Here is a 23,691-nt window from a genome sequence, read left to right as displayed (position 1 = left end):
GACAATGGTCCGGACACGCACCCGCACGACGAAAGCGAAACCGCACCATGGATCTCGGCGTCCGCTGGAAACTGCACGGCGACGGACGCACTCCGGCGCCCGGAGCGGTCGTCCGCCCCGACGAACGGCTCTCCTGGCCCCGCACCGTCGGACTCGGCGCCCAGCATGTGGTGGCCATGTTCGGCGCGTCCTTCGTGGCGCCGGTCCTGATGGGACTCGACCCCAACCTCGCGATCATGATGTCGGGCGTCGCGACGGTCATCTTCCTGCTCGCCACCCGCGGCCGGGTGCCCAGCTACCTCGGCTGCTCGCTCTCCTTCGTCGGCGTCGCCGCGGTCATCCGGGCCGACGGCGGTTCGAGCGCGACCGTGACCGGCGCGATCCTCGTCGTCGGGGGCGTGCTGTTCCTGGTCGGTCTCGCCGTGCGGCGCTTCGGGGCGCGGATCATCCACATCGCGATGCCCCCGATCGTCACGGGTGCCGTCGTGATGCTGATCGGCTTCAACCTCGCCCCTGTTACGGCCTCGACGTACTGGCCGCAGGACCAGTGGACGGCGCTGCTGGTGATGCTGTTCACCGGTCTCGCGGTGGTCTGCCTGCGCGGATTCTGGTCCCGTATCGCGATCTTCCTGGGCCTGATCTTCGGCTACGGCATCTCCTGGGCCTTCGACCGTGTCTTCGGGAAGATCCACTCGGTCGACGCGAGCGGCAAGCTCACCGACCACTGGCGGCTCGACCTCTCCGGTGTCTCGAAGGCCGACTGGATCGGGCTGCCCGACCTGCACGGACCGTCCTTCCAGTGGTCGGCGATCCTGGTCGCGCTGCCCGTCGTCATCGCCCTGGTCGCCGAGAACGCCGGGCACGTCAAGGCGGTCGGCGAGATGACCGGCGACGACCTCGACGACAAGCTGGGCACCGCGATCTCCGCGGACGGCGCCGCCTCGATGCTGTCCACCGCGGTGGGCGGTCCGCCCAACACCACGTACTCCGAGAACATCGGCGTGATGGCCGCGACCCGTGTCTACTCGACCGCCGCCTACTGGGCCGCCGCCGGCTTCGCGCTGCTCTTCGGTGTCTGCCCCAAGTTCGGCGCGGTCGTGGCCGCCATCCCGGGCGGCGTCCTCGGCGGTATCACCGTCATCCTGTACGGCATGATCGGCCTGCTCGGCGCGCAGATCTGGATCAACGCCAAGGTGGACCTGCGCAATCCGCTCAACCTGGTGCCGGCCGCGGCGGGCATCATCATCGGCGTCGGCAACGTCACCATGGAGTTCACCGACACCTTCGAACTGAGCGGCATCGCCCTTGGCACGCTCGTCGTCATCACCGGATACCACGCGCTACGGGCCTTCGCCCCGGCCCACCTCAAGACGCAGCAGCCGCTGCTCGACGAGGGCACGTCCTCCTACGACAGCGAGGATCAGCGCGCCAAGTCGTAGGCGTACGACGCCGTGAAGGTCCCCGGCTTCCCCTTGCAGCCGTCCGACTCCCCCGGCAGCTTCACCCACAGGTAGGCGTCGATCCGAGCCTCGCCCGTGGCGAGCGTCGGGGCCCGGCCCAGTTTGCGGCCGGCCGGGTCGCACCACTCCCCGTCTGTCGGGGCTCCGGCGCCGTTGCGGCTGGTGTCGATGACGGCGCCCAGGCCCGCGGGGCCGCCGAGGGCGTCGAGGACCTGACGGTCGTAGGCGATCTCGTCGGTGGTGGCGTGGAAGTTGGAGACGTTGCTGAAGACGCCGTCGGAGGACGCGGTCGAGGCGGCGCCGGCCTGCTTCAGCCACTGTGCCTGCTTGCCGGGCGGGTTCCAGCCGGAGTGGCCGGCGTCGTAGTAGACGCGCGCCTTCGGGTTCGCCGCCTTGAAGGCACGGCCCGCGCGGGCGAGGGAGGCGAAGCGATCGGCGCGCTCACCTTCGGAGAGGCAAGCGGACTGGGCGACGGAGTCCGGCTCCAGGATCACGATGACGTCGCCGGAGCCGAGCCCGGCGGCGAACCGGTCGATCCAGTCGTCGTACGCGTCGAGGTCGGGCGCCCCGCCCTGGGAGTGCCCGCCGCAGTCGCGGTCCGGGATCGCGTACGGCACGACCACCGGCACCCGCCCCGACGCCGACCCGCCCGAGGTGACCGCGCGGACCCGGGCGGTGATGGTGTCCGGCGTGAAGTCGGCGAACCACACCGCGGCCGGCTGGGCGGCGATCCGGGACTGGATGAGGGTGTGGCGCGGATCGCCGGAGTTGTCGCGGACCCACTCCAGCACCTGGGACTCGGGATGGCGGTAGAGGCGGGCGGACACCACGGTCGGCGGCTGCTTCCTCTCGGTTCCGGTTCCGGTCCGGGTCGGCGAGGGCTTGGGACCGGCCTTCCACTTCGGCGTCGGGGAAGCGGACGTGGGTGACGGGGACTTCGTCACGGACGGGGAGGGCGGGGGCACGACCGGCAGCGTCTCCAGGCTCGGCGAGCGCGTCACCTCGGGCGGCCGGGCCTCGTCGGAGCGGCCTCTGTCGTCGAGCGCGGACATCATGCCGGTCACGGTGCCGACGGCGACCACGACCGACGCCGCCACGACCATGGCATGCCGCCGGGCCGCCCTCCTGCGCTCGGACCTGCGTGCGGCCAGTCGCTGGGCGCGTAAGCCTGACACGGTCCTGCTCGCCTCCCCCACAGCTCCCCCACAGCGAGCGCGTTCCCCCGTTCTGGGGAAGCGCCGGGCCCGCCGACACTCCCGTCAGCCTAAAGCTGGGACATTGCCCTCATGGCGCAATGCGAACAATTCACCACACCCGTGGACGCGGTCATCTCCCGTATGCGCGCCCTCGACGCGACCCTGCCCGAACACGACGGAGTCGCGGTCTTCAACCGCGTCTACCTCACCGTCACGGAGACGGTCGACCGGCACATCGACCGGGGCCGGTTCGCGGACGCGCGGGCGGCGATCACGCTGGACGTGCGGTTCGCGGAGCGGTATCTCGCGGCGGTGGAACGGGCCGAGGACGAGCGGCGTCCACCGGCCTGCTGGCGGCCCCTGTTCCAGATGCGCCGCCATCCGGGCGTACGACCGTTGCAGTTCGCGCTCGCGGGCATCAATGCGCACATCGGCCACGATCTGGCGCTCGCCGTGGTGGACGCCTGTCGTAGCCTCGGCTGCGAACCCGCCGACCTGGAGGACGAGTTCGATCGGGTAGGTGATCTCCTCGTCTCGCTGGAGGAGCGCATCCGCGAAGATCTGATGCCGGGTCCCGATCTGCTCCAGATCACCGACCCGCTCACCCATCTGCTCGGCTCCTGGAGCCTGGAGCGCGCTCGCGACGCCACCTGGGTGGCGGCCCGGGCGCTGTGGGCGCTGCGCAGGCTCCCGGACGTCGCCGAGGAGTTCACCGAGCGGCTGGACGCGGCGGTGGGGTTCGCGGGGCGCATGCTGCTCACGCCACTGGCGGACTGATCTCGGCCACACCGGCGCCGTACACCTGCCTCAGGCGGGTACCCGAGTTAAGTTGATGATTGAACCGTCTGAGACAAACCGACGCAAAGGAGCGTACGGATGGCCATCAGGCTGGGGCTCAGCCTCCCCCAAGCACAGCAGTACGACATCGGGCGTGACGTACCGGACGTCGCGCGCACCGCCGAGCAGATCGGCTACGAGAGCCTCTGGGTCTATGAACGGGCCCTGTTCCCGGAACCGCAGACACAGGGCCTGTACGGCATCGAAGGACTGGAGTGGCCCGAGATGTACCGGGGCGTCCCGGATCCCCTGGTGACACTGACCCTGGCGGTGTCGGCCACCGAGCGGGCCCGGCTCGGCACCAGCATCCTGGTGGCCCCGCTGCACAACCCGTTCCAGCTGGCCAAGGCCCTCGCCACGCTGGACGCGGCGAGCGGTGGCCGGGTCGTGGCGGGCTTCGGCACCGGCTGGTCGCTCGACGAGTACGCGGCCGCGGGCCTGGCGCCGTTCGAGGAGCGGGGCAAGGTGCTCGACGAGGTCATCGACGTGTGCCGGGCCGTGTGGGGCCCGGACCCGGTGCGGTACGAGGGCCGGCACACCAGGATCGCGTCGGCCGTGGTCTCCCCCAAACCCGCGCGACCGATCCCGATCCTGGTGCCCACCAACAGCAAGAAGGCGATGACCCGGCTGGTCGACCGCCTCGACGGCTGGATGCCGATCGCCATGGGCGCCGAGCAACTCGCCTCACAGTGGCGGCAGTTGCGGGACCTCGCCGCCGAGCGCGGCCGGACCGAACCGATCCAGGCGGTGGTCCGGATCAACGCGCAGTACAGCGCCAAGGCGTACGACGGCGCCGACCGCGCCGCGTTCCAGGGCAGCACCGAGCAGATCGTCGAGGACCTGGCCGCCCACACCGCCGAGGGGCTCGACGAGTTCTTCTTCGAGCTCCAGGGTCTGGCGCGCGACGCCGAGGAGCTGAAGGACGTCGCCGCCGAACTGTACGAGGCGGTGCGGGCCGCCGGGCTGTGACGGGCCCCTGAGGACTCAGTCCTCCGGGCCTCTGAGAACTCAATCCTCCGGTGAGAACTCAGTCCTCCGGGAGCTCCACCGGCGCGATCTCGTCGTAGCGGTCGCCCGGCCCCGGGTTGGCGGGGTCGGTCGTGCCGCCGAAGTGATGCATCACGCCCCAGACCGCGTTCAGCGCGGTCTGGATCGCGCCCTCGGCCCAGCCGGCCGTCCAGGAGATGTCGTCGCCGGCGAGGAAGATGCCCCGCTTGTCCTCGGGCAGCCGGTCCTGCATGAAGTGCGTGAACAGGCGCCGCTGGTAGCGGTAGTGGCCGGGCAGGTTGGCCTTGAACGCGCCCATGAAGTAGGGCTCGTTCTCCCAGGAGACGGTCACCGGGTTGCCGATGATGTGCTTCCTGATGTCGACCTTCGGATAGATCTCGCCGAGCGACTTCAGCATGACCTCCATCCGCTCGTTCGCGGACAGCGGCAGCCACTTCAGGCTGTCGTCGCACCAGGTGTAGGAGAGGCAGATGACGGCCGGCTTGTCCGGGCCGTCGTCGAGGAGGTAGGTCCCGCGCGTCATCCGGTCGGTCAGCGTCATCGACATGACGTCCCGGCCGGTCTCCTCGTCCTTGTCCAGCCAGAAGGGCCGGTCGACCGGGACGAACAGCTTCGAGCTCTCCATGTAGTGGGTGCGCTCGATCGCCGTCCAGTGGTCGATCGGGAAGAGCGAGTCGTCGCAGGCGATCTTCGACAGCAGCATCCAGGACTGGGCGGTGAAGACGGCCGCCTGGTAGGTACGGATGTCGCCGTTCGCGTCGGTCACGGTGATCCGGTTGCCGGCGGCACGGTGCAGCCGGGTCACGGCCGGGCGGGGCTCGCCGTTCTCGTGGAGCTTGGCGAGCGAGGTGCCGTAGGACCAGTGGACGATCTTCTCCGGCTCGCGCTCCCACATGCGCACGGGCAGCTGCTGGGAGCCGCCGACGATGCCGCGGTGGTGGTCGTCGGCCTCGGTGTAGACGACGCGCAGGATCTCCAGGATGGAGTTCGGGAAGTCGGTGTCCCAGCCGCCGGTGCCGAAGCCGACCTGGCCGAAGATCTCGCGGTGCCGGAAGGACCTGAAGGCCTCGGAGTCGCAGAGGAAGCCGTAGAAGGTCTGGTTGTCGAGCTTCTCGACGAGCTTCGCCCAGATCTCCCGGATGCGCGGCACGTCCCGCTCGCGCATCGCCCGGTTCATGTCGGAGAAGTCGGCGCCCTCTTCGAGGCACTTGTTCCAGGCGTCGGCGACATCCCGGTAGACCTGCGGGAGATCGTCGATCGTCTCGGCGTAGTGGCTCTCGCCCTTGAGGTCGACGACCGTCGAAGGGGTCGCCTCGGCAAGGGGGTTGGGGAAGGCCTCGGTCCTGAGGTCCACCAGGTCGATGTAGTGCTGGAGGGCCGTGGAGGACGGCGGGAAGCGCATCGCGCCCATCTCCGCGGTCAGGCCCTCGGTGCTGGGGCCGTCGAAGCCGACGGTGCGCAGCCGGCCGCCGATCTGGTCGGCCTCGTACACGACCGGCTTGAGGCCCATCTTCATCAGCTCGTACGCGGCGACGATGCCGGACAGACCGCCGCCGATGACCGCGACCTCGGTGCCGTGCTCGGTCGCGGGTATCTGGCCGAGCCCCGCCGGGTGGGCGAGGAAGTCGTCGTAGGCGTAGGGGAAGTCCGGGCCGAACATGGTGATCGGCGGCTGCTGCTGCTCGTCGGTGTGCTCGACGGCGTTGGGCACCATGGACGTCATGCGGTACGGACTCCTTGCACGAAGTGAACTCGGGGGAAGCTGAGGGGGGTTCAGACCAGGGACCCGTAGAGGCCGGGGCGGCGGTCCTGCAGATACGGGTTCGCCTCGCGGGACGCGGCGAGGAAGGCGGGGTCGACGTCGGCGAGGAGGAGCTCCTCGGCGCGCCCGGCGCGGGTGCGGGCGACTCCGTCGGGCCCGGCGAGGGTGGAGAGGCCGACGAACTCGAACTCCCCTTCCAGGCCGACCCGGTTGACGTACGCGACGTACATCTGGTTCTCGAAGGCCCGCACCGGGATCATCGACTCGGCGACGAACTGGAACGGGTGCATCTGGGCCGTCGGGACGAGCAGCAGGTCGGTGCCGGCGAGGGCGTGGGCGCGGACGTTCTCCGGGAACTCGACGTCGTAGCAGATCAGGATGCCGACGCGGAGGCCGTCGAGCTCGGCTTGGACGACCTGCTGCTCGCCCGGCGTGAAGTGGTCGCGCTCGAAGCAGCCGAAGAGGTGGGTCTTGCGGTAGTTGGCGAGCCGGATGCCGTCGGCGGAGATCAGCTGGGCGGAGTTGAAGACGGTCTCGCCCGCGCGCTCGGGGTAGCCGTAGGCGATCGCCAGGCCGTGCCTCGTCGCCGTCTCGGCGATGGCGTCCGCGCAGTCGCCGTCGGCGGGCTCGGCGAGGCGGGCGATGTCGTCGCCGATGGCGTAGCCGGTGAGGAACATCTCCGGCGCGACCAGCAGCCCTGCGCCCGCCTCGGCGGCACGGCTCGCGGCTTCGTCGAGGACCTTGAGGTTCTCGACGGTCGAGCCGGGGCGGCCGGAGCTCTGGAGCAGGGCGGTGCGCATGCGTGTCCTCACCGGGGCGGAGGGTGGTTGTGGGGGCCACGTAGACGGTACGGGCGGCCGACCAGGGCAGACAAGAAGGAGCCGTTGCGCGCCGGTGAGCGGTTTGTTGCGTACGGCGGGAGGTGGGCGGCGATTCGTTGCGCGACCCACAGGCGTAGGCCCGCTCGTTCCCGGGGCGCAGGGCGCTACCGCGTCCCCGCCGGGCGGCGGAGGTGGGGTCCCGTCTCCGACGCGATGTGGTGCGGGCGCGGCGTCGGGAGAGTGGGGATCGTCCGCTTGACCTGCCGAAAGGGACCACGATGAACCGCCGAAGGATCGCCGTCAACCACCGAGGCATCGCCCTGAACCGCCGTACGAAGATCGTCGTGCTCAGCTCCGCCCTCCTGCTCACCACCGGCGCGGCCTCGGCCGCCACCGCGTCGAACTCTGACGCACCACGCCAACGGGAGGCCGCCGCGCTCACCGGCACCGCCAAGCTGTACCGCTCGGCCGGGGACGACATCACCTTCTCCTTCGACGCGCACCTGGCGGCGAAGGACAACGCCGACCCGACAAAAGCCACCGGCACCTTCGAGTTCAGCCACTACCTGAACGGCGAAGGCGCCAAGGCGAAGGCCGAGGTCGACTGCCTGCTCACCGGCGGGAAGGTGGCCGTCGTCTCCGGCGTCATCACCTCCTCCGACCTGCCGGGCGCCGAGGGCAAGCGGGTCGGCATCACCGTCCACGACGTCGGCCACCACGACCGGCTCGGCTACAGCTGGGCCTCGACGGGCAACCCCGTCGAGACGAAGGGGCTGCCCAAGTGCGTCGGCTCCGCCCCCTTCGAGAAGGTCAGGAAGGGGACGGGCGACTTCACCGTCGTGCCGTGGCGGCCCGAGTTCTAGCCAGGGCCAGCGCCGTCACCAGGTAGGGCACGGCGAGCACCGCGAAGACCGTGCTGTGCGCAGCGCCCGTGCCGAGCAGGGCGTACACGCCGAACGTGGCCACCGTGGCGAGCTCCGTGCCCAGGCTCGCCACGGAGGTGAGCGTGGCCCGGCGGGACTCGTCGATCCGGTGCTGGAGCCGGACGTCGGCGAGGACCTCCGCCAGCTGGAAGCCACCGAAGGCGAGGCCGACGAGGGCGATGCCGGCCGGGGTCCGGGTCGCGGCGCCGACGGCCAGGGCGAGCGCGGAGCCCGCGAGCAGCCAGGCCATCCCCTTGGAGCCGAGGCGTTCTGCCGGTCCGGTCAGCAGGCTGGCCGCCGTGACGAGGGTCCAGACGAGCAGGATCAGGTAGGGCACTGTCGTCTCCGCGACGCCGGTTTCCCGGGCCAGCAGGGGCGTGTACTCGTCGAGCGCGCCCCACACCGCGGCGACGGCGGGGATCAGCAGGAGGGCGCCGCGCACGGAACGGTTCTCGCGGGCTTCGGCGAGGCCGGTGCGCAGGGTCACCCACCAACCGTCACCACCGTGCTCCGGCCGCGTCCGGTGCTCCGGCAGCCGGGTCGCCACCGCGGCGGCCAGCAGACAGGCCAGGACGCTCGCGACACCCACGGCCCGATAGCCGCCCAGTGCGAACACCGGTCCGGCGAGGCCGATCGACGCCATGGTGGCCGCAAGCCGCGCAGCCCGCACCCGTCCCATCACGCGCGCGTACCGGTCGGCGGCGCCGAGCCGGTCCAGCTCGTCGTAGGCCAGCGCCTCCAGCGAGCCGGAACACAGTGCTCCGCCGACGCCCCACAGGACGAACCCGAGCGCGAAGGCCCCGTACGACGGGACGATCACCCACAGGGCGAAGCCGACGGCGTTGAACAGCGGGCCGATCCACAGCAGCAGCCGCCGGGAGACGGCGTCGGCCAGCGCGCCGGAGGGGACCTCCAGCACGACGGCCGTGATCGACCACAGGGCGAACAGCGAGGAGATCTGCCAGAGCGACATGCCGGTGTCGGCGAACAGCAGCGCGTACACCGGGTAGAGCAGGACGAAGTCGTCGAGGAACGAGTAGCCGTACAGCGTGGCCGTCAGCCGTCGGACGCCGGTGGCGGGTACGCGTGCGGGTGTGAGTGTCATGAGGCCTTCCCGGAAGGGCGGTTCGGACGTCGTCGGAACGGCGTCCGAGGCGGCCCTCGGGAGGCACGGCTGGTGGATCAATGTCGCCAGGTCATGACACCGATGGTAGGCGGACCGGGCTCATTCGCGCAGGGAGAATGTGGTGATCACGGCCGCGTGGTCGGACGGCCAGTCGTTGTCCTCGACGTCCGGCCAGGGGCGCGGGCGCCCACTGACGTAGGTCTCGGAGTCGAGCACGCGCAGGCCCCGGTGCAGGACGAAGTCGATCCGGTCCTGCGGCTCGGGGCGTCCGCTGCCGTCCTCGTGCAGGGCGTGGATCGGCGACCAGGTGTGGCCGGGGCGGGCGACCGGATCCGGGTGGGCCTCGCGGTAGGAGTCCCGCAGCCCTGCCTCCTCGGCGGCCTTCGTCACCGGCCACGCCACGTCGGGCCGGTCCAGGTGAGAGGGGCTGTTGAAGTCGCCGACGAGGACGACGGGCACGGAGTCGTCGATGCGGCCGAGAGCGTCCCGCATCTGGGCGAGGCGCACATCCTCGTGGGCGGTCGGATCACCGTCGATCACATAGGGGCCGTACTCCTTGTAGTCCAGATGGACCGTCCACACATCCGCCTCGGCTCTCTCGTGCACACGGACCCGTACGCCGGCTGCCCCGTAGAACCCGACGTCCGGGTCCCCGAAGCGGGCGGTGATCGGGTACCGGCTGATGACTCCGAGGTTCTCCCCCGCCCGGTGGTGGTACCAGCCGAGGGCGTCGGCGAGCTCCTCCGCGGCCGTGCCGTACGTCTCCTGGAGGCCGACCACGTCCACGCCGGTCTCGGCGATGACCTTGAGCTGCTTGGCCCGGTGGTCGTGGACCTTGGTGCCGCCGTACCAGAGGTTCCAGGTCATGACGCGTAGGCGGTACGGCAGCAGGGAGCGCAGTGCCGAGGGGGTCACGCCTTCCAGACTGGCCTCGACGGTCCGTCCGGGCACCGCCTCGATGGGCGCGAGCGAGGGCACCGCGAGCACCGTGCACCCGGCGGCCTCGGCGGAGGCGACGCCGGTCTCGGTGTCCTCGACGGCGACGCACCGGGACGGGTCGACGCCCAGGACCCGGCAGGCGGCCAGATACGGGTCGGGGGCGGGCTTGGTGTGCTCGGTGTCGTCGGCGGTGACGGAGACGGCGAACCGGCTCGCGCCTCCCAGAGCTGCCAGGACCGTGTCGGCGACGGCCCTCGGGGACGCGGTCACCAGGGCCGTGGGAACGCCCTCGCGGGCCAGCGCGTCGAGCAGGTCGAGCGCGCCGGGGCGGGGGACGATGCCGGCGCGGACGCGGTCGGTGAACTCCCGGTGGAGCTCGTCGGCGAGGACGTCCGCCTGGGCACCCGTGGCGGCGGCCAGCCAAGCGGCGGTGTGCTCGACGGGCCGGCCGAGCACGTCTGCCTCGTCCGCCTCCGTCAGCGCCCGCCCGGCGACGAGTTCCACCGCCTCCCACCACAGCCGCTCGGTGTCGACGAGCGTGCCGTCCATGTCGAAGAGGACGGCCTGGAGCGGGAGTCGGGTCACGGTTGTCTCTTTCATGCGCGGGGGGGGGTTCATACGTGGGGGGATCAAGGACGTACGGGGATCAAGGACGTACAGGGATCAGTGTCGGCGTTCGGCCACCAGCACCGGCCGCTCCGGCAGCGACACGCTCACCGCGGCGCCGGCGCCGAGCGCGGCCGACTCGTGTGCGGGCAGGTCGGCCTTGACCTCGGTGCCGTCGGCGAGGCGTACGGTCAGCCGGGTGGTGGCGCCGAGGAAGGCCGTGGCGACCACGCGCGCGTCGGAGGCGTCGTCGGCGCGCACGTCCACCGACTCCGGTCGCACGAGCACGTCGACGTCGGCCACCGAGGGTAGGTCGCCGTCGACGGGCAGCCGCCGGCCCAGCACCTCGACGCCGCCCTCGACGAGCCGGCCCGGAATGCGGCTCATCGTGCCGACGAACTCGGCGACGAAGGCGGTGGCGGGGCGGCCGTACAACTCGGCCGGGGCGGCGCACTGTTCGAGGCGTCCGGAGCGCATGACCGCGACCCGGTCGGCCATGGACAGGGCCTCCTCCTGGTCGTGGGTGACGAAGAGGGTGGTGATGCCCAGCTCCCGCTGGAGGCGCCGGATCTCCTCGCGCAGCGTCAGCCGCACCTTGGCGTCGAGCGCCGACAGCGGCTCGTCCAGCAGCAGGACGCGCGGGCGCAGCGCGAGGGCGCGGGCCAGGGCGATGCGCTGCTGCTGGCCGCCGGAGAGCTGGTGCGGGTAGCTCTCGCCCTTGTCGGCGAGGCCCACCAGCTCCAGCAACTCGGCGGCCCGGGCGCGCCGTTGGGCGGTGCGCACCTTGCGCATGCGCAGCCCGAAGGCCACGTTGTCGAGGGCGTTCAGATGCGGGAAGAGGCTGTACGACTGGAAGACCATCCCGGCGTCCCGGCGGTGCGCGGGGATGCCGGTGACGTCGTCGCCGTCCACCAGCACCGCGCCCGAGTCGGGATGCTCGAACCCGGCGAGCATGCGCAGCGCGGTGGTCTTGCCGCAGCCGGACGGGCCGAGCAGGGCGAGGAGTTCACCCGGCTGGACGGTCAGGTCGAGTCCGTCGAGGGCGACGGTGGGCCCGAACTCCCGGCGCAGTCCCCGGAATTCGACGGTGGCGGCCTGCGCCGCTGCCTCTACTGACGCTGTCTTTTCAAGCACGGTCATGGTTCATCCCCGGGAGGTAGGACGGGTACGGCCGCCGAAGCCGGCGAGCACGAGGAGCAGCACCCAGGTCACGAGCAGGCTGAGCACGGACACGGCGACGGACAGCTGGGCCTGCGAGCCGCTGACGTTCACGATCCACACGGCGAAGGGCTGGAAGCCGAGCAGCTGCGCGACCGTGAACTCGCCGAGCACCAGGGCGAGGGTGAGGAAGGAGGCGTTGAGCAGGGCGCCGCGGAGGTTGGGCAGGACGGCCTGCGTCAGCGCCTGCGGCCAGCTCGCGCCGCAGCTGCGGGCGGCCTCCACCAGGGTGCGTACGTCGATTGCGCGCAGCCCGGCGTCCAGGGCCCGGTACACGAACGGCAGCGCCATCACGACGTAGGCGAGGACGAGCACGAACGGGAAGTCGGGGTTCTGGATCGCGACGAACGTCTGGAACAGCGGGGTCCGCGACAGGTGCTCGGGCCCCCACTTCAGCACCGTCCCGATCCCTGCGACGAACGCGATCGGCGGCACGACCAGCGGCAGCGAGCACACGATCTCGACGACCGGCCGAAGCCGGGGCGCGCCGAGCCGCAGCGCGACCATGGCGGGCACCATCAGCAGCAGGACGACGGCGATGGTGGCGAGCGCCAGCTCCAGGGAGAGCAGCAGGCTGGAGGTGAAGCCCTCGGTAGAGAAGATCTGGGTGTAGGCGTCGAGGGTGAGCCCCTGCCCGGGCACGTCGACCGTGAAGACCACCGACGCCGCGAGCGGCACCAGGAAGTACAGTCCGGCGAGGCCGAGCACGCCCCACCGCCACAGGTTCAGGCGAGCCATCGCGCGCTCCGTCGTTGCAGGGGCAGATACACCGCCATGACCAGGCCGGCGACCAGGACCATGTCGAGGCTGAGGGCGAGCGCCACGTTCTCCTGGCCGACCAGGACGTTGCCGGAGAGGGCGTCGGCGATCTGGAGGGTGACCAGCGGGACGGAACTGCCCACCATGGCGGCGGCGGTGGCGTACGCGGCGAAGGCGCTGCCGAAGAGCAGGACGAACCCTCCGAGCAGCGTGGGCAGCAGCACGGGCAGGGCCACGTGCCGCCAGTACTGCACGGCGGTGGCGCCGTTGTTCTGCGCGGCCTCGCGCCACTGGGAGCGCAGGCCGTCCAGGGCCGGGGTGATGGTGAGGACCATCAGCGGGATCAGGAAGTACAGGTAGACGAGGACCAGGCCCCAGAAGCTGTAGAGATCCCAGCCCTTGTCCTTCAGGCCCAGGTGGCGGGTCAGCACACCGGCGTTGCCGAGCGTGGCGACGAAGGCGAAGGCCAGCGGGACGCCGCCGAAGTTGGCGAGCACCCCGGACGCGGTGAGCACGGCCTCGCGCAGGGCGCGGAAGCGGGAGGTCACCACGGCCTGGGCGAGCGGCAGCCCGAGGAGGGCGCCGAGCGCGGCCGAGACTGCGGACAGCTTGACGCTGCCGAGCAGGGCGGTGAGGTAGGCGCCCTGGAGCGAGTTCGTCAGGTTCTCGGCGCTGTACGAAGTCGCCCCCGTGGCCGGGTCCTTGACGGTGAAGGCGCCGTCCAGCATGGCCAGGGCGGGCAGCCCGAAGGCGAGCGCGGTGAAGACGAGCAGCGGGAGGACGGCGAGCGAGCCGCCGAGGGCACGGCGCCGCCGCTTGCGCGCAGCGGCGGGCGCCGTGTCGATCCCGGTGAGGGTGGCCGTCATCCGGAGATGGCCTTCGCCCAGCCCTGTCCGAGGACCGTCTTGGCCTTGTTCTGCTGCTCCTCGGTCGGGAAGGAGGGCGTCCCGGAGACCTTGGGCAGCTTGGCCGCGGCCGTCTCGTCGAGGGTGCCGGCCTTCTCCATGGCCGTCATCAGGGCCGGTCGGGCGTAGCCCTTCAGCCACAGGTTCTGGCCCTCGGCGCTGTAGAGGTACTCCTGCCACAGGCGGGCGGCCGCGGGATGCGGGGCGTCCTTGTTGATGGCCTGGGAGTAGTACTGCGAGAACTGGCCGTCGCTCGGCACCGACACCTGCCAGTCGACGCCCTTGGACTTGAACTCCTCGGCATATCCGGCGTTCAGGTAGTCCCAGTCGATGCTGATGGGCGTCTCGCCCTTCTCGACGGTGGCCGGGGTCGACTCGACGGGCGTGTAGTTGCCGTTCTTCTTCAGCTTGGCGAAGAAGTCGAGGCCGGGCTGGATGTCGTCGAAGGAGCCGCCGCTCGCGAGGGCCGCCGCGTAGACGCCGCCGAAGGCCGAACCCGACTTGGTGGGGTTGCCGTTGAGGGCGACCTGACCCTTGTACTGCGGCTTGAGCAGGTCGGCGAAGGTCTTCGGGCACTCCTTGACGCGCTTGGCGTCGCAGCCGATGGAGATGTAGCCGCCGTAGTCGTTGAACCAGCGGCCCTGCGCGTCCTTCTGCCCCTCGGGGATGTCACCGAAGGCCTGCACCTTGTAGGGCGCGAGCAGCCCCTGCTGGGCGGCGCTCAGCGCGAAGGAGCTGCCGAGGTCCAGGACGTCCGGCGCCCGGTCCTGCCCCTTGCGGGTGGTCACGGCGTTGATCTCGTCCTGGCTGGAGCCGTCCGGGCTCTCGACCTCGATCTTGATGCCGTACTTCTTCTGGAAGCCGTCGATGAGGGCGCCGTAGTTGGCCCAGTCACGGGGCAGCGCGATGGCGTGCAGCGTGCCCTCCTTCTTCGCCGCCTTGACCAGGGCGTCGATGCCACCGAAGTCGGCGGCGGAGGTGGCGGTGGCGGCGCTCTTGCCGTCGGCGGCGGTGGAGGCGTTGTCGGGGGCGGCGCCGCAGGCGCTCAGGGCGAGCGCGGCGACGACGGCGAGGGCGCCGGTCAGGACGGCTGTTCTCGGCTGGAACACGGTCACTCCAAGAAGGGGCGCAGAAGTGCGGGGACGCTCAAGGGCGGCAACTTGTCTGAACAAGTTGGCCTCAGTAAGGCCTCCTGTGGTGACGCGTGCGTAAACGTCCGCGAAATCCTGACCCCCAATTCCCTGCACAATCGCGGGTAAGCGTGATCGCTGTAGGGTCTCGTCTAGCCTGTTCACGCTGTGCACAGCAGCCGATCCGGAGGGACACAGTGCCGACGCGACACGAGGAGATCGCCGACGAACTGCGGCGGGCGATCGACCGCGAGGAGTACGCGGTCGGCAGCAGGCTGCCCTCCGAGACCGAGCTGGCCACCCACTACGGCGTCTCGCGCGGCACCGTCCGCCAGGCCGTCGCGGCACTGACGGCCGAGGGCCTCATCGGCTCCCGCCAGGGCGCCCGCCGGGTCGTCCTGGCCAGCCGCCGCAGCCAGAGCTTCGCCGAACTGCGCAGCTTCGCCCAGTGGGCGCACGCGATGGGCCGGGAGGCGACCGGCCATGTGGTGGCGCAGGAGTACCACCCGGCGACGAAGGAGGACGCCGTACGCCTCCAACTGAGCGCCGGAACACCGGTGTTGCACGTCCTGCGGGTCCGCGGCCTGGACGGCGAGCCGGTACTGCTGGAGCGCACCGTCTACGCCGACTGGATCTCCCCTGCCGTGGCGGCCATAGAGCCCGAGTGCCCCTCCGTCACACAACGTCTGTATGAGGAAACGGGGTTGGTCTTCGCCTACGGCGAGCACGTCATCGACGCGGTGGCGGCCGGCGCCCAGGACGCCGAACTCCTCGGCATCCGCCGCACAAGCCCGCTCCTTCGGGTGCGACGCGTGACGACGACCCGCGAGGGCCGCCCGGTGGAGTGGTCGGACGACCGCTACCGCTCGGACGCGGTGAGCTTCAGCGTGCACAACTCGATCGACAACAACGCGCTGGCAAGGAAGACGGCCCACTGACACGCCCTCCGCCGAGCGGCTATGCGGGTCCACCTGGCGGAGGAGGCCGGCGAGTGGGCAAGCGGGCGAGACTGCCCGTATGGACGCCACCGAGATTCCCGCCCTGCCGTTCGTCGACGAACACGCGACGACGGTCGAGGCGGACACCGACGCCGTCTGGCGCGAGCTGGGTGCCTTGATGGACGGCTCCCGCGGCTTCCGGGTGGCGGTGTCGGTCCCGGGCCGCGAGCTGGCCTACGTCGGCCGCCACCCCTTCTCGACCTATGCCCTGATCTTCCACCTGGACGAGACGGGCCCATGCCACACGCGTCTGCGGGCCGAGAGCAGGGCAAGGTTTCCTGGCCGGGCGGGTGCCGTCTATCGACGGCTCGTCATAGGCACGGGCGGGCACGCGATGATCATCCGGCACATGCTCAGGAAAGTCCGGGACAACGCCGCTCAGGGGCGCGGGGAACTGCGCGACAAGCCCCCACAGGCCCGCAGCCGACGAACTACGTAGGCGACCCGGAAGAAAACCGCCGCAACAACGGCGACAACACCAGCACAGACTTGGTCCGCTCCACGAACGGCTCCCCAGCGATCCGCTCAAGCACCCGCTCGAAGTGCCGCATGTCGGAGGCAAAGACCTGCACCACCGCATCCGCGTCCCCGGTGACAGTGGACGCGGCCACAACCTCCTGGTACCGCTCAAGCCCCCGCCGGATCGTGTCCGGCGAGGTGTTGTGCCGGCAGTAGATCTCGACGAACCCCTCGGTCTCCCAGCCGAGCGCCGACGGGTCCACCCGCACGGTGAACCCGGTGATGGCCCCGGTCGCACGCAGCCGGTCCACGCGCCGCTTCACGGCGGGCGCGGACAGGCCGACCAGCTGCCCGATGTCCGCGTAGGAGCGGCGGGCGTCCTCGGCGAGGGCGTGCACGATGCGTTCGTCGAGATCGTTCAGCACTGCGGGTGGTTCACTTCACTTCTGATGCGACTGAGGCGCCCGCTGTGGCAAGGCGCGAACGGCGATAGCCGTACACGAAGTAGAACACGAGACCGGCGGCCATCCAGCACCCGAACACCACCCAGGTGACGGTGTCGAGGCTGAACATGTTGTACGCGCAGAACAGGAAGCCCAGCACCGGCAGCACCGGTCCGAACGGCACCCTGAACGTGCGCTCCAGCTCGGGCCGCCTGACGCGCAGCACGATCACCGCGATGTTGACCAGCGCGAAGGCGAACAGCGTGCCGATGCTGGTGGCGTCGACGAGCTTGCCCAGCGGGATGAGGGCGGCGAGCGCACCGCAGAACAGGGACACGATGATCGTGTTGAGGCGGGGCGCGCCGGTCTTGCGGTGGACCTTGCCGAACGCCTTCGGCACCAGGCCGTCACGGGACATCGCGAACAGGACGCGGGTCTGGCCGTAGAGCACGGTGAGCACGACGCTCGCGATGGAGATGACCGCGCCGAGCGCGAGCAGGGTGCCCCAGAAGGACTGGCCGCTGACGTCGTTCATGATCGCGGCGAGGGAGGCGCTGGAGCCCTCGAACTTGGTCCACTTCCAGGCACCGACGGCGACACCCGCGACGAGCACGTACAGCACGGTCACGATGATCAGCGAGAGCATGATCGCCCGCGGCAGGTCCCGCTTGGGGTCCTTGGCCTCCTCACCGGCGGTGGAGGCGGCGTCGAAGCCGATGTACGAGAAGAAGAGCGTCGCACCCGCGGCGCTCACGCCCGCCATGCCGAGCGGCATGAAGTCCTCGTAGTTGCCGGACTTGAAGCCCATGAAGCCGACCGCGCAGAACAGCACCAGCGCGGCGATCTTGACGGCGACCATGATCGTGTTGGCGCGGGCGGACTCGCGCACGCCGCCCAGCAGGAACACCATCGCCAGCAGGACGACGATCAGCGCGGGCAGGTTGATGATCCCGCCCTCGCCGGGCGCCGAGGACAGCACGGACGGGATGGTGACGCCTATCGTCCCGTCGAGCAGCTCGTTGAGGTACTCGCCCCAGCCGACGGCGACGGCGGCCACCGAGACGCCGTACTCCAGCACCAGACACCAGCCGCAGACCCAAGCGACCAGCTCGCCCATCGTTGCGTACGCATACGAGTACGACGAGCCCGCGACCGGGATGCTGCCCGCCAGCTCGGCGTACGACAGGGCCGAGAACAGCGCTGTGAGTCCGGCGATCACGAAGGCCAGGGTGACCGCGGGACCGGCCTTGGGGACGGCGTCGCCGAGGACGACGAAGATGCCGGTGCCGAGCGTGGCACCGATGCTGATCATGGTGAGCTGCCACATGCCCAGAGAGCGCCGCAGGGACCCTCCCTCACCCTGGCCACCCTCCGCGACCAGGTGTTCCACGGGCTTGCGACGCATCAGGCGCGCGCCGACGCCGGGGGACACCGGGGCGGCCGACTGGCCTGGGGACTGCGGGGGTGCGTCTTGGTCGAGCACGCGCTGGCTCCTTCTCGCTGCCGGTCAGGGCGGCAGGGACCAGCGGCACCCCTGAGACCAGGGACCCACCGAGCGGGGTCCCTGCCACGCCACGTACGAGGCGACAGCCTATGAGGTGTGACGTTGCGAGTGAAATGCAGCAACCTTGCGCGTACCCGCAAGATCATTGCGTTCCTGGGGGTTGGGTGGGTGTTCGTTGCGCGGCGGCTTCCGACCGTTGCGCGGGGGCCCTTCAGAGGGCCTTGACCAGGAACACGCAGGGATCGGCCTGCTCATGCCGTACGCCGTCGGCGTCCAGGTGGGCCCAGCGGTCGACGTAGGCCACCGCGGGCCGATAGCCGAGCCGTGCGTACAGCGCCGCCGCGCGCGGGTTGTCGTCGCCGACCCCCAGGCCCATGACACCGACGCCGCGCTCCTGGGCCAGTCGCTCGGCGGTGTGCACCAGGGCGGTGCCGACGCCTTGGGAGCGAAGCGATTCGGGCCAGACGAAGAGGCCGTTGATCTCGGGGCAGCCCGGGTGCGCGGCCCGCACCTCGGGCGCCGCGCACCCGGTCCAGCGCACCTCCGCGTGGCCCACGGGCCTGCCGTTCAGCCACGGGATCAGATAGGTGCTGTCCCCCGCCTCCTGCCGTGCGAAGCGGGCGGCATGGTTGCCGTCGATGCTGTGCGACGGCATGAAGCGGTCCAGCACCTGGATGTCCTCGGCCCTGCAGGCGGCGATCTCCATGCGCCGACGGTAGGGCCCAGGCATGCGGAACGGCCCCTCATTTTCCCGGCGGGCGGGACAACGGGGGCCGTGCACAAGGGCATTGACGAGGCGTCAGTTCCAGCTGGCGTGCAGCGGCTTGCCCTCCGCGTAGCCGGCCGCGCTCTGGATGCCGACGACCGCCTTCTCGGCGAACTCCTCCAGGGAGCCGGCACCGGCGTAGGTGCAGGACGACCGCACGCCCGCGATGATCGAGTCGATCAGGTCCTCCACGCCCGGGCGGGCCGGGTCGAGGAACATGCGGGAGGTGGAGATGCCCTCCTCGAACAGGGCCTTGCGGGCGCGGTCGTACGACGACTCCTCGGACGTACGGTTGCGCACGGCGCGCGCGGAGGCCATGCCGAAGGACTCCTTGTACGCCCGCCCCTGAGCATCGTGCTGAAGGTCACCCGGCGACTCGTACGTCCCCGCGAACCAGGACCCGACCATCACGTTGGACGCGCCGGCGGCCAGCGCCATGGCGACATCGCGCGGGTGCCGGACGCCGCCGTCGGCCCACACGTGCTTGCCGTACTTCTTCGCCTCGGCCGCGCACTCCAGCACCGCCGAGAACTGCGGCCGGCCGACGCCGGTCATCATGCGGGTGGTGCACATCGCGCCCGGGCCGACACCGACCTTGATGATGTCGGCGCCCGCTTCGATCAGATCCCGCACACCCTCCGCGGCAACGATGTTGCCCGCGACGATCGGCACCTGCGGATCGAGCGCGCGCACGGTCCTGATCGCGGCGATCATCGACTCCTGGTGGCCGTGCGCCGTGTCGATGACCAGCGTGTCGACACCCGCGTCGAGCAGCTGCTTGGCCTTGCCCGCGACGTCGCCGTTGATACCGACGGCGGCCGCTATGCGCAGCTTGCCGTTCGCGTCGACGGCCGGCGTGTACAGCGTGGCGCGCAGGGCGCCCTTGCGGGTGAGGATGCCGACGAGGCGGCCGTCGGCGTCCACGGCCGGGGCGTAGCGCCGGTTGTGGTGGTCGAGGGTGTTGAAGGCCTCGCGCGGGTCGAGGTCCGCGTCGATGATCAGCAGGTCGCGGGACATGACCACTTCGAGCTGCGTGAAGCGGTCCACGCCGGAGAGGTCGGAGTCGGTGACGACACCGATCGGCTTGTGGTCCTCGTCGACGACGACACCGGCGTTGTGCGCGCGCTTGGGCAGCAGGGCCAGCGCGTCGGCGACGGTCTGGTGCGGGGCCAGCACGATCGGGGTGTCAAGGACGTGGTGGCGACTCTTCACCCAGGAGACGACCTCGGTGACGACCTCGATCGGGATGTCCTGCGGGATGACCACCAGCCCGCCGCGCCGGGCCATCGTCTCGGCCATACGGCGGCCCGCGATGGCGGTCATGTTGGCGACGACCAGCGGGATGGTGGTGCCCGTGCCGTCCGGGGAGCTGAGGTCCACGCCCTGCCGCGAGCCGACCGCACTGCGGCTCGGGACCATGAAGACGTCGTCGTACGTCAGGTCGTACGCGGGCTGGATGTCATTGAGGAAACGCACGTGCTGCACATCCCAGTCGATCAGAGGTGGCCCCCGGACAGGTCAGCCAGGGGGAGGAGCACGTACTTCATTGTCCCATGCTGACCGGATTGCGATGCACGGTCACATCATCCAAGCAGGTCAGAGGTCCCTTAGGAGGAACCTCCAATACCGCCGTCAGACATACGAGAGTGCGGCACGCGCCGCACAGGGAACTCGACCGTCAGCCCGCGCGGTAGGCGTCACCCGAGGGCGAGCGCCACGGTGAGCGAGGACGCGCGGGCGACCGCGTCCCTGAACACGTCCTGCGCGACCGCCCACTCCTCGGGCTTGGTCTTCGCGTACGGCTGCCAGTTCCGTACGACGACCAGCAGCCCCCGCTCGACGGCCCCCTCCGGCCAGACCGTGTGGTCGGAGAGGGAGTCGGCCAGCGCGTCCCAGTTGCGGCCGAACCAGTCGGGCAGCCGCAGGGCACCGGCGCAGCGGTCCATCAGACCGGCCTTGTCGGTGACCCCGTCGAGGTCCAGCGTGACCACGAGCTCCGTCATATCAGCCCCGTTCTCCTGACATTCCGTCAGCTTCCGTCCGGATCGGCCCTGTTGAGCGCCGGCTTCGGCGTCGCCCCCGCCGCCATCAGCACGTCCGCCGCCGACGTGTCCGTCACCAGGCTGGTGACGAGCCCCGAGCGCAGCACCGCGTCGATGGCGGCAGCCTTCCGCGCCCCGCCCGCGATGGCGACGACCTCGGGGATACGGCGGAGCTGGTCGGCCTTGACGGTGATGCACCGCTCGCCGAGGTCACGCCCGACCCGGCGCCCCTCCCCGTCGAAGAGGTGCGCGGACATCTCGGCGGCGACGCCGAGGGAGGCGTAGTGCGCCCGCTCCTCGTCGCTGAGCATGTCGTGCACCGTCGAGATACCGGGCTCCCAGGAGCCGATGGAGACACAGGCGACCGTGACCTTGTCGAAGTATTCGAAGGCGCGGGCGATCCCGGTCTGGTGGCGCAGCGCCGCCGCAGTGGCCGCGTCCGGCAGCAGCATCGGCGCGTAGATGGGGTGCGCGTCGCCGCCGGAGACCTGCGCGGCCCGCCGTACGGCCTCCACCGAACCGCGCTCGGCGGTCCCGGCGTCGTAGACGCCCGTCAGCTGCACCACGGTGCACGGCGGCAGCCGGTCGAGGGCCGCTGCCATGTGGATGGTGGACCGGCCCCACGCCAGTCCCAGTACATCCCCTTCGTTCACCAGCTCGCCGAGCAGATCGGCGGCCACCTCTCCCAGGTTCTCGGGGTCGGGCGTCTCCTCGGCCTCGGCCGGGGACTCGACCACGACGGCGTGCCTGAGGCCGTACCGGGCGCGCAGCGCGTCGGAGCGCTCCGCGTCCAGCTCGGCCGGCACACGGATCTCGATGCGCACCAGATCCCGTTCGAGAGCGGTCTCCAGAACCCGGGCCACCTTGAAGCGGCTGACGCCGAACTCCTCCGCGATCTGGATCTTGGACTTGCCCTCGAGGTAGAAGCGGCGGGCCATGGCCGCCGCCTGCACCAGCTCAGCGGGTCCCATCCGCATGGCTGACCGGCCCGCCGACATACCCGACACGGCGATCTCCTCACTGCTGTTCACACTCTGGATTCGCCGTTCATCCTTGCAGATCCGGCGCTCTTGATCCGCCCTGATGGGCGCCGTTCACGTTCCCTTGGCTCAGTGGTCGCACGCCCAGGCGGCGGTCTTCGTCACCGCCTCCGCTTGAGCACGCAGCGCACGGACCGCTTCGGCCGGGTCCTTTGCCCCGTACACCGCCGAACCGGCGACGAAGACATCGGCACCGGCCTCGGCGCACCGCTCGATGGTCGAGGCCGCTACACCGCCATCTACCTGGAGCCACAACTCCAGACCGTGCTTGCTGATCAACTCACGGGTGCGGCGGATCTTCGGAAGCATGATGTCGAGAAACGCCTGACCGCCGAAGCCCGGCTCGACCGTCATGATCAGCAGCATGTCGAGCTCGGGGAGCAGATCCTCGTACGGCTCGATGGGCGTCGCGGGCTTCAGCGCCATGGAGGCACGCGCGCCCTTGGCCCGGATCTCCCGGGCCAGCCGCACGGGAGCCGCGGCGGCCTCGACATGGAAGGTGACGGAGGAGGCCCCCGCTTCCACGTACTGGGGCGCCCACCGATCGGGGGCCTCGATCATCAGATGGCAGTCCAGCGGGGTGTCCGTCGCACGGGCCAGGGACTCTACGACCGGCACGCCAAGCGTGAGGTTCGGGACGAAATGGTTGTCCATCACGTCGACGTGGAGCCAGTCGGCGCCTTCGACCGCCTTGGCCTCGTCCGCGAGGCGGGCGAAGTCGGCGGACAGGATGCTGGGGTTGATCTGCGCGGCCATGACCCAAGACTGCCACGTCCGGGCACGAATGTTCGCGCCGGTACAGACCTGAGACGTTCATCGGATGTTGTGTCCGGGCCGCACGTGCCTTCCTTGGCGGCCAACCGGCTGCGGGGGTGGCCATGAGCGGGAGCCGAGGCATCGCGCACCTTGTCTGCGGGCGGCGCGCCAAGTGGGTGGTGCTCGTCCTGTGGCTGGAGGTGCTGTTCCTGACCGTACCGTTCGCCCAGAAGCTGGCCGACGCCCAGGACAACGACGCGGCCTCGTGGCTGCCCGGCTCCGCCGAGTCCACCCAAGTCCTGGAGATCTCCGAGAACTTCAGGCCGGAGCAGATCCCCGCGATCGTCGTCTACGCCCGTGACGGCGGCCTGACGGCACAGGACCGGGCGGCGATCACCGAGGACGTCGACCGGCTCAAGCAGCTGACCGACCACGGCGTCCGGGGCGCCGAGACCCGGGGCCCGGTCTTCGACCGCGAGGTGGACCCGCGCGCGGCCCAGGTCCAGGTCCAGGTCCCGATCACCATGGACGAGCAGGGCTGGGAACGTATCGCGCCCGCGGTCGACTCCATCGGGGATGTGGTCGGCGAGGGCGGCGCCGGTCCGGCCGTGCACATCACGGGCCCGGGCGGCACCTCCGCGGACTTCGCCGAGGCCTTCGAGGGCATCGACTCCACGCTCCTGCTGTCGGCGATGGCGGTGGTGATCGTGATGCTCCTGCTGACCTATCGCAGCCCCACCCAACCTCGTGATCATCCCGCTGGTCCTGCTGGTCGTCCTGCTGATCCTGTGCGCGCTGCTCCGCGCCCTGATCGCCCCGCTCCCCTGATCGGCACGGTGATCCTGTCCTTCACCGCCGCCCTGGGCAGCCCGTCCGGCCTTCGAGGACAAACACGGCCGTCCCCAACCCCCACCCACCCACAGACGCCGACCACAATCCCAGCCCGTCCGGCGTTTGAGGACGAGGCCCCTTCAGGGCCGAAGCGGGGTCTGG

The 23,691-nt window shown here is 70.6% G+C and carries 23 protein-coding genes; 7 read left to right on the top strand and 16 right to left on the bottom strand.

Annotated features, from left to right (window positions below; genetic code table 11):
- Window positions 1–47: 47 nt before the first annotated feature.
- Entirely contained in the window at window positions 48–1,439 is a 1,392-nt protein-coding gene (locus ACIA8X_RS42375) for a uracil-xanthine permease family protein (RefSeq protein ID WP_393461507.1), read from the top strand.
- Here ACIA8X_RS42375 and ACIA8X_RS42370 read toward each other — a convergent pair.
- Window positions 1,421–2,563 carry a glycoside hydrolase family 6 protein gene (locus tag ACIA8X_RS42370; protein WP_393461560.1) on the bottom strand — a complete coding sequence of 381 codons (1,143 nt, stop codon included), beginning with the start codon at window positions 2,561–2,563 and terminating at the stop codon, window positions 1,421–1,423. The genes ACIA8X_RS42375 and ACIA8X_RS42370 overlap by 19 nt on opposite strands.
- 183 nt (window positions 2,564–2,746) lie before the next feature.
- On the opposite strand from ACIA8X_RS42370, the gene ACIA8X_RS42365 reads away from it, so the two are divergent.
- Window positions 2,747–3,433: a DUF5995 family protein gene (locus ACIA8X_RS42365; RefSeq protein WP_393461509.1), complete on the top strand. Its 687-nt coding sequence runs from the start codon at window positions 2,747–2,749 to the stop codon at window positions 3,431–3,433.
- 99 nt (window positions 3,434–3,532) lie between these two features.
- Window positions 3,533–4,462 (top strand): LLM class F420-dependent oxidoreductase, encoded by a 930-nt coding sequence (locus ACIA8X_RS42360; protein WP_393461511.1) that lies wholly within the window; start codon window positions 3,533–3,535, stop codon window positions 4,460–4,462.
- A gap of 58 nt (window positions 4,463–4,520) precedes the next feature.
- On the opposite strand, the gene ACIA8X_RS42355 is transcribed toward ACIA8X_RS42360, so the two are convergent.
- Window positions 4,521–6,224: a flavin monoamine oxidase family protein gene (locus tag ACIA8X_RS42355; RefSeq protein WP_393461513.1), complete on the bottom strand. Its 1,704-nt coding sequence runs from the start codon at window positions 6,222–6,224 to the stop codon at window positions 4,521–4,523.
- Window positions 6,225–6,274: 50 nt separating this feature from the next.
- Window positions 6,275–7,063: a carbon-nitrogen hydrolase family protein gene (locus ACIA8X_RS42350; protein ID WP_393461515.1), complete on the bottom strand. Its 789-nt coding sequence runs from the start codon at window positions 7,061–7,063 to the stop codon at window positions 6,275–6,277.
- A 299-nt stretch (window positions 7,064–7,362) separates the two neighbouring features.
- On the opposite strand from ACIA8X_RS42350, the gene ACIA8X_RS42345 reads away from it, so the two are divergent.
- Complete coding sequence (locus ACIA8X_RS42345; RefSeq protein WP_399460554.1) at window positions 7,363–7,947, top strand: Repetin; 585 nt, start codon at window positions 7,363–7,365, stop codon at window positions 7,945–7,947.
- Here ACIA8X_RS42345 and ACIA8X_RS42340 read toward each other — a convergent pair.
- From ACIA8X_RS42340 to ACIA8X_RS42315, 6 genes are all read right to left on the bottom strand, one after another.
- Window positions 7,916–9,112 (bottom strand): MFS transporter, encoded by a 1,197-nt coding sequence (locus tag ACIA8X_RS42340; protein ID WP_393461519.1) that lies wholly within the window; start codon window positions 9,110–9,112, stop codon window positions 7,916–7,918. The two genes, ACIA8X_RS42345 and ACIA8X_RS42340, sit on opposite strands and share 32 nt — an antisense overlap.
- Before the next feature lie 120 nt (window positions 9,113–9,232).
- Window positions 9,233–10,657 (bottom strand): HAD-IA family hydrolase, encoded by a 1,425-nt coding sequence (locus ACIA8X_RS42335; RefSeq protein WP_399460553.1) that lies wholly within the window; start codon window positions 10,655–10,657, stop codon window positions 9,233–9,235.
- A gap of 78 nt (window positions 10,658–10,735) precedes the next feature.
- Window positions 10,736–11,818 carry an ABC transporter ATP-binding protein gene (locus ACIA8X_RS42330; RefSeq protein ID WP_399460552.1) on the bottom strand — a complete coding sequence of 361 codons (1,083 nt, stop codon included), beginning with the start codon at window positions 11,816–11,818 and terminating at the stop codon, window positions 10,736–10,738.
- Window positions 11,819–11,821: 3 nt separating this feature from the next.
- On the bottom strand, window positions 11,822–12,634 hold the full coding sequence (locus ACIA8X_RS42325; RefSeq protein WP_393461525.1) for an ABC transporter permease: 813 nt from the start codon (window positions 12,632–12,634) through the stop codon (window positions 11,822–11,824).
- Window positions 12,622–13,521: an ABC transporter permease gene (locus tag ACIA8X_RS42320; protein ID WP_393461527.1), complete on the bottom strand. Its 900-nt coding sequence runs from the start codon at window positions 13,519–13,521 to the stop codon at window positions 12,622–12,624. The genes ACIA8X_RS42325 and ACIA8X_RS42320 overlap by 13 nt, the downstream gene beginning before the upstream one ends.
- Entirely contained in the window at window positions 13,518–14,675 is a 1,158-nt protein-coding gene (locus tag ACIA8X_RS42315; RefSeq protein ID WP_393461529.1) for an ABC transporter substrate-binding protein, read from the bottom strand. The genes ACIA8X_RS42320 and ACIA8X_RS42315 overlap by 4 nt, the downstream gene beginning before the upstream one ends.
- A gap of 212 nt (window positions 14,676–14,887) precedes the next feature.
- Here ACIA8X_RS42315 and ACIA8X_RS42310 point away from each other — a divergent pair, with 212 nt between their 5' ends.
- Together ACIA8X_RS42310 and ACIA8X_RS42305 are read left to right on the top strand one after the other, a co-directional pair.
- Window positions 14,888–15,628 (top strand): GntR family transcriptional regulator, encoded by a 741-nt coding sequence (locus tag ACIA8X_RS42310; protein ID WP_399460551.1) that lies wholly within the window; start codon window positions 14,888–14,890, stop codon window positions 15,626–15,628.
- 79 nt (window positions 15,629–15,707) lie between these two features.
- Window positions 15,708–16,127: a hypothetical protein gene (locus ACIA8X_RS42305; RefSeq protein WP_393461533.1), complete on the top strand. Its 420-nt coding sequence runs from the start codon at window positions 15,708–15,710 to the stop codon at window positions 16,125–16,127.
- Here the strand turns inward: ACIA8X_RS42305 and ACIA8X_RS42300 are convergent.
- From ACIA8X_RS42300 to rpe, 7 genes are all read right to left on the bottom strand, one after another.
- Window positions 16,120–16,572 (bottom strand): Lrp/AsnC family transcriptional regulator, encoded by a 453-nt coding sequence (locus tag ACIA8X_RS42300; RefSeq protein ID WP_048581051.1) that lies wholly within the window; start codon window positions 16,570–16,572, stop codon window positions 16,120–16,122. The genes ACIA8X_RS42305 and ACIA8X_RS42300 overlap by 8 nt on opposite strands.
- Window positions 16,573–16,582: 10 nt before the next feature.
- The gene (locus ACIA8X_RS42295) at window positions 16,583–18,073 is read right to left on the bottom strand and encodes an amino acid permease (protein WP_399460550.1); all 1,491 of its coding nucleotides are present in this window, start codon (window positions 18,071–18,073) and stop codon (window positions 16,583–16,585) included.
- Window positions 18,074–18,305: 232 nt separating this feature from the next.
- Window positions 18,306–18,800, bottom strand: coding sequence for a GNAT family N-acetyltransferase (locus ACIA8X_RS42290; protein ID WP_399460549.1), 495 nt, complete (start codon window positions 18,798–18,800; stop codon window positions 18,306–18,308).
- A 93-nt stretch (window positions 18,801–18,893) separates the two neighbouring features.
- The gene (locus ACIA8X_RS42285) at window positions 18,894–20,336 is read right to left on the bottom strand and encodes a GuaB1 family IMP dehydrogenase-related protein (RefSeq protein WP_393461537.1); all 1,443 of its coding nucleotides are present in this window, start codon (window positions 20,334–20,336) and stop codon (window positions 18,894–18,896) included.
- Window positions 20,337–20,557: 221 nt separating this feature from the next.
- On the bottom strand, window positions 20,558–20,863 hold the full coding sequence (locus ACIA8X_RS42280) for a barstar family protein (protein WP_399460548.1): 306 nt from the start codon (window positions 20,861–20,863) through the stop codon (window positions 20,558–20,560).
- A gap of 26 nt (window positions 20,864–20,889) precedes the next feature.
- A complete protein-coding gene (locus tag ACIA8X_RS42275; RefSeq protein ID WP_393461541.1) occupies window positions 20,890–21,933 on the bottom strand; it encodes a sugar-binding transcriptional regulator in 1,044 nt (347 codons plus the stop codon).
- 78 nt (window positions 21,934–22,011) lie between these two features.
- Complete coding sequence (gene rpe / locus ACIA8X_RS42270) at window positions 22,012–22,698, bottom strand: ribulose-phosphate 3-epimerase (protein WP_393461543.1); 687 nt, start codon at window positions 22,696–22,698, stop codon at window positions 22,012–22,014.
- 122 nt (window positions 22,699–22,820) lie between these two features.
- On the opposite strand from rpe, the gene ACIA8X_RS42265 reads away from it, so the two are divergent.
- A partial coding sequence (locus ACIA8X_RS42265) for an MMPL family transporter (RefSeq protein WP_399460547.1) occupies window positions 22,821–23,691 on the top strand: 871 nt, incomplete at its 3' end.

It is taken from the genome of Streptomyces sp. NPDC051738, assembly GCF_044453205.1.
Lineage (GTDB): Bacteria > Actinomycetota > Actinomycetes > Streptomycetales > Streptomycetaceae > Streptomyces.
Note: the sequence above shows the minus strand (reverse complement) of the source record. Positions and strands in the feature narration are given on the sequence as shown.

Coding starts and splice junctions, on each gene's coding strand:
- ACIA8X_RS42375 (WP_393461507.1), top strand. CDS start 48: ATGGATCTCGGCGTCCGCTGGAAACTGCACGGCGACGGACGCACTCCG.
- ACIA8X_RS42370 (WP_393461560.1), bottom strand. CDS start 2,563: ATGGTCGTGGCGGCGTCGGTCGTGGTCGCCGTCGGCACCGTGACCGGC.
- ACIA8X_RS42365 (WP_393461509.1), top strand. CDS start 2,747: ATGGCGCAATGCGAACAATTCACCACACCCGTGGACGCGGTCATCTCC.
- ACIA8X_RS42360 (WP_393461511.1), top strand. CDS start 3,533: ATGGCCATCAGGCTGGGGCTCAGCCTCCCCCAAGCACAGCAGTACGAC.
- ACIA8X_RS42355 (WP_393461513.1), bottom strand. CDS start 6,224: ATGACGTCCATGGTGCCCAACGCCGTCGAGCACACCGACGAGCAGCAG.
- ACIA8X_RS42350 (WP_393461515.1), bottom strand. CDS start 7,063: ATGCGCACCGCCCTGCTCCAGAGCTCCGGCCGCCCCGGCTCGACCGTC.
- ACIA8X_RS42345 (WP_399460554.1), top strand. CDS start 7,363: ATGAACCGCCGAAGGATCGCCGTCAACCACCGAGGCATCGCCCTGAAC.
- ACIA8X_RS42340 (WP_393461519.1), bottom strand. CDS start 9,112: ATGACACTCACACCCGCACGCGTACCCGCCACCGGCGTCCGACGGCTG.
- ACIA8X_RS42330 (WP_399460552.1), bottom strand. CDS start 11,818: ATGACCGTGCTTGAAAAGACAGCGTCAGTAGAGGCAGCGGCGCAGGCC.
- ACIA8X_RS42325 (WP_393461525.1), bottom strand. CDS start 12,634: ATGGCTCGCCTGAACCTGTGGCGGTGGGGCGTGCTCGGCCTCGCCGGA.
- ACIA8X_RS42320 (WP_393461527.1), bottom strand. CDS start 13,521: ATGACGGCCACCCTCACCGGGATCGACACGGCGCCCGCCGCTGCGCGC.
- ACIA8X_RS42305 (WP_393461533.1), top strand. CDS start 15,708: ATGGACGCCACCGAGATTCCCGCCCTGCCGTTCGTCGACGAACACGCG.
- ACIA8X_RS42290 (WP_399460549.1), bottom strand. CDS start 18,800: ATGGAGATCGCCGCCTGCAGGGCCGAGGACATCCAGGTGCTGGACCGC.
- ACIA8X_RS42280 (WP_399460548.1), bottom strand. CDS start 20,863: ATGACGGAGCTCGTGGTCACGCTGGACCTCGACGGGGTCACCGACAAG.
- rpe (WP_393461543.1), bottom strand. CDS start 22,698: ATGGCCGCGCAGATCAACCCCAGCATCCTGTCCGCCGACTTCGCCCGC.